This window comes from Paenibacillus pabuli NBRC 13638 (assembly GCF_001514495.1).
Taxonomy (GTDB): Bacteria; Bacillota; Bacilli; order Paenibacillales; family Paenibacillaceae; genus Paenibacillus; species Paenibacillus pabuli.
In genome coordinates, this window is sequence record NZ_BCNM01000053.1 from 1 (window position 1) to 4,060 (window position 4,060).

Here is a 4,060-nt window from a genome sequence, read left to right on the forward strand (position 1 = left end):
AATGATACAACTGTTGATTGCGTTCCTTCTTATCCAATATGTCGATTCTCCCAACAGGCATATGTATGTTGCCCATCAGGTTTTCTAACAACAGTTCAAAGTGTGATAACATCTGGTTGATAAAAAGCAAACTATTCTTCGTTTGTTTGTCACACAGGAGAGCACAGCTTAAATCCTCACCCTGTAATTGATAAATCATTACCATATCATAAGAGATATTTGGTGCAAAAAAATACTCAATTCGCTCCTTGATTTCTTCCTCTCGAAGTATAAAATAATTATGGTTGTGGTTACTCAATTGAGTGAAATTCACAATCTGTCTGTATACATTCCCGTCTGAAAACCCGCTTATGATGTCATAAAAAGAATCACTGTCGGCATAACGAATACTCACTGCCTCCAGCTCCCTTTCTGTTACAGAATAGATCGGAACCTCTTTATTCAAGTTGTATTTATGTAATAGCAAATAAAACGTTAGATTCAAAATATCATGTTCTGTTACTTTTGCCTGTTGGCAAGCCACTTTTAAATCATCCAACATCGTTTTCTTTAAAGGGATCCGTCTGGTTCTAGTCAGGAAGTTCTCATACACATTGACTTGATTTTCAAGCAAAGAAGTTTTGGATGTATCCATGTTTGTACCTCTCAATTCAATCACCCTCAAGTTTGATGAATTTTTAAATAGGTGTACTTTTCGTTCTTAATAACTTTCCTGTTTCTGGTCTATATTCGATGAATCGATAGATTTATTGGTAAGTATAACTGTGGTCGCAATCCCTCCAAGAAGTACCAGACCAACTCCAGCTCCTAAAAAAACAAAGTTAGTTGAGAATGCTGCGGCCAAAGATGCGCCCAGCAACGGAGCCAAAAATGTAGATACATTTTGAAGTGCATTAGAGCTTCCCGTAACCCTTCCAATCAAATGGGTAGGAGTCTCCGTCTGTAATATATATCCGAAAGGCACGGTCGTAAATGCAGCACAAACACCTGCACAGAATGCCATGGCACTCCAGACAAGAGTTGGAAGCTGAAGACCCAACACGCCGCCTAATCCAAGTACAGTAACTAATATTCCAGAAATGAAAACAGCACTACTTATACTAGATAGTGGATTATTTTTCCACCTGTCCCAACTTCCACCACCTAGTACCCCCACGAGACTACCAAATCCAATGGCACTTATGAGCATGCCATAAGCCTGCTCTGACAAGTTTTGTTCCTTGGCCCACAATACAAATAAGCCTTCAAAAAGAAAGATTAAGAATAAGGAAACCGATACCATAATCACTGCCATTAAAAGTGTAGACGTCGTTTTTAGATGTTTGATTCCGCCCGTTAACTCTTTCCAAAACTTAGGTTTCTCGATAGGCTGCGCTCGATTCAAATCATTCGGTATAAAGGAAAGTAATATGGAAGAGATGAGAAAGAGAACTCCTTCAATTAGAAAGATAAATGACGAAGAAGTATGAGTAGCAATAACCCCACCAACAATAGGAGCAATAATTTTCATTAAATAAACGGAAGTCTGACTAAGTGAAATCGCTTGTGAAAGTTCTTCATGAGGGATAATATTTTTAATTGTTTTCATTCTTGCAGGTTCAAAGGCTGTGGCAATAGAGTTCTTCAAAAAAACGAGCATTAACAATAACCAAAGTGAATTTGTAAAAAACAAACAAAATACGATGATTGCCCGAAGTATATCTGATACAACAAGGGTCATTTTAGTAGGTAGACGGTCTACCCATACACTTATTAATGGTCCGAGAAATATCCAAGGAACACCTGCGGCAACAACTTGTGCTGCCACCGCATCGGGACCAAGTTGCCATGTATACACCAGTAATGTATATATGGCAATGTAGTCAAGCCAGTTACCGCAGTCAGACATCAATTGCCCTGAAAACAATAAGGAAAATCGCTTGTTTTTCAAGGGCAACAAAAACTTGATTGTACCCAAATTCATCGTCCTCTCCTGATTCAGATCATCTCTACTTGGGGTTAAAGAATGCTTAATTGTTCATCACATTACTTTTTGTCGAAACGGAATGAAATATCTTGACCTCACCATAAGCCTTCCTCAGAGCTACGTGGATCGCTTCTAATTTCTCTGCATAATCAATCTCATCATCTGAAAGTAAGATACCAATATACGTACCACTATGGGCTATGATAATGCCCAACGCGTTATAGTTATCCGAAAGCTCAAGTAAGTGTGAGATAGTGTGTTTTTTTAATCGATCTTGATTTAAAAGGGCACTTCTAGTAGCTACCTGACCGATAGAATACACATCTTGATTGCAGAAAGCATACTTTAACTGCATCATTAAGTTCGTGTATTGGGTTCGCTCATCGAGCGTGAATTCCTTTTTATTACGATTATATTGGATCGTATCGATCTCACCACCCTCGTCTATGGCAAGAACAGTAAGTCTTGGAAGAACACCTAATCTTTCAAATAATTCAACCTCCCTATGATAGAATGCCACGACCTCTGGGTACATAACTCCATCACTAGGTTCAATTTCTTTCATTACCTTCTGTAACAACTGTAAGGGAACCGTTATTCCATAATATGATTCGATGGATCTTGCCGTAGCAACCAGATCTGCAGATGAGCTCGCTAATCCTTTTCCCACTGGCAAATCACTTTCAATGCAAATTGTACCGCCTGGTGGCAACTGAAATATTTTTAGGATTTCAGCTGCCAGTCTAGCAGATTTTTGTTTGAACTCAGGAATGACACTTACATGTAGGGTAGAATCCGGGCAAAATATGACTTTGGTGAAATTTTGGATAGGGAAAGTAACCAAAAAATCAAGGTTACTTTCCACCATCATTCCTTGTAATAACTCTCCAAAAGTACCATAAGCCATGCCTATTCCTGTGTTTTCATTTGATACTACATTATTTTGAAGATCCGATATCAATAGACTCCCTCCCACTCTCTGAAGAGTATTCATTCCAATAGGTTTTGATGATCTGAGCCAACTCGTCTACGTGAGGTGGTAAAGCCATGGTGTTATGATCGCCGGGCACAAGGAATGTGCTTAATCTGCCTTTGGTTCGGTGCTTCCATTGACTTGGATTAATCAGCTTATGAAGATGTTTAGATACCTTTTGTACATAAAACAACTGCAAATCTGAATTAATAGGGTTGCCATATCTGTAATTTCTCATTGCGTGCCCGGCAGCCACCAAAACATTCATCTTTCGTTTTAATTCTTTCGGGCTCATCCCTGCCGGCCAATCCTCACGTTTTCTTGCCTCATCCAGCAGTAAATTCAGAGCGGTCTCACTATCCACTTCTTCGAATTGAAGGGGATCTAAGTCAAATAAAGTGGCGAAATACATAATCGCATCTTGCTCTGTAAATTCATCATAAATATTCATAGATTGATCTAATGGTTGCACATCAAACAAACCGACAAAATCGACTTTCTCACCCATCATTTCAAATATCCGTGTCATCTCATAAGCGACCATTCCACCGAAGGACCAACCGATAAGTCTATATGGACCAATAGGAATTCTTCTTTTGACCTCCGTAACATAGAGTTGTGCCATTTCTTCTATACTGCTTAACGGCTCTTCATCCGATTCATAGCCAGGGGCTTGAATTCCATAGATACACTCAGATGTTCCCAATGAATTGACCAAATGGAAATAATGAAGAATTCCTCCCCCCTGTGGATGAATTAAAATTAATGGACTTGATGAATGATGACCTTCTTGAAGTTGAATAAGGCAGGAAGAAGACAAGGCTTGTTTATTCCTACCCAACTGTACACAAATACTAGCAATTGTTGGCTCTTTCAATAGGGTAGCAAGGAGTAGCTCCGTTCCAAATTCCTCGTTAATTTCATGCAATAATTGAATAGCTTTTAATGAATGGCCACCTATCGAGAAAAAGTTACTTGTAACACTAATCGGGTGGATTTTCAAAACTCTTTCCCATATTTGTGTCATTTTCAACTCCTGTAGATCACGAGGCGGTACGTAAGATTCATTGATTTGAATGTGCGTGATCACCGGTAATGATTTCCGATCTATTTTTCCATTT

4 protein-coding genes are annotated in these 4,060 nt (G+C 39.0%); all 4 read right to left on the minus strand.

Going from position 1 to position 4,060, the window contains the following annotated elements:
* Positions 1 to 634 (minus strand): condensation domain-containing protein (locus PPA03S_RS31920; protein WP_157284489.1); only part of this gene is annotated, 634 nt, incomplete at its 3' end.
* A 66-nt stretch (positions 635 to 700) separates the two neighbouring features.
* Positions 701 to 1,963, minus strand: coding sequence for an MFS transporter (locus tag PPA03S_RS31925; RefSeq protein WP_062330049.1), 1,263 nt, complete (start codon positions 1,961 to 1,963; stop codon positions 701 to 703).
* A gap of 46 nt (positions 1,964 to 2,009) precedes the next feature.
* Positions 2,010 to 2,927: a GHMP family kinase ATP-binding protein gene (locus tag PPA03S_RS31930; protein ID WP_245683787.1), complete on the minus strand. Its 918-nt coding sequence runs from the start codon at positions 2,925 to 2,927 to the stop codon at positions 2,010 to 2,012.
* Positions 2,905 to 4,060, minus strand: a 1,156-nt coding sequence (locus PPA03S_RS31935) for a thioesterase domain-containing protein (protein WP_245683788.1), incomplete at its 5' end; no start/stop codon positions are given. The genes PPA03S_RS31935 and PPA03S_RS31930, both read right to left, overlap by 23 nt.

What these genes read in the sequence shown, in the direction of transcription:
- PPA03S_RS31925 (WP_062330049.1), bottom strand. Translation starts at nt 1,963, where the DNA reads ATGAATTTGGGTACAATCAAGTTTTTGTTGCCCTTGAAAAACAAGCGA.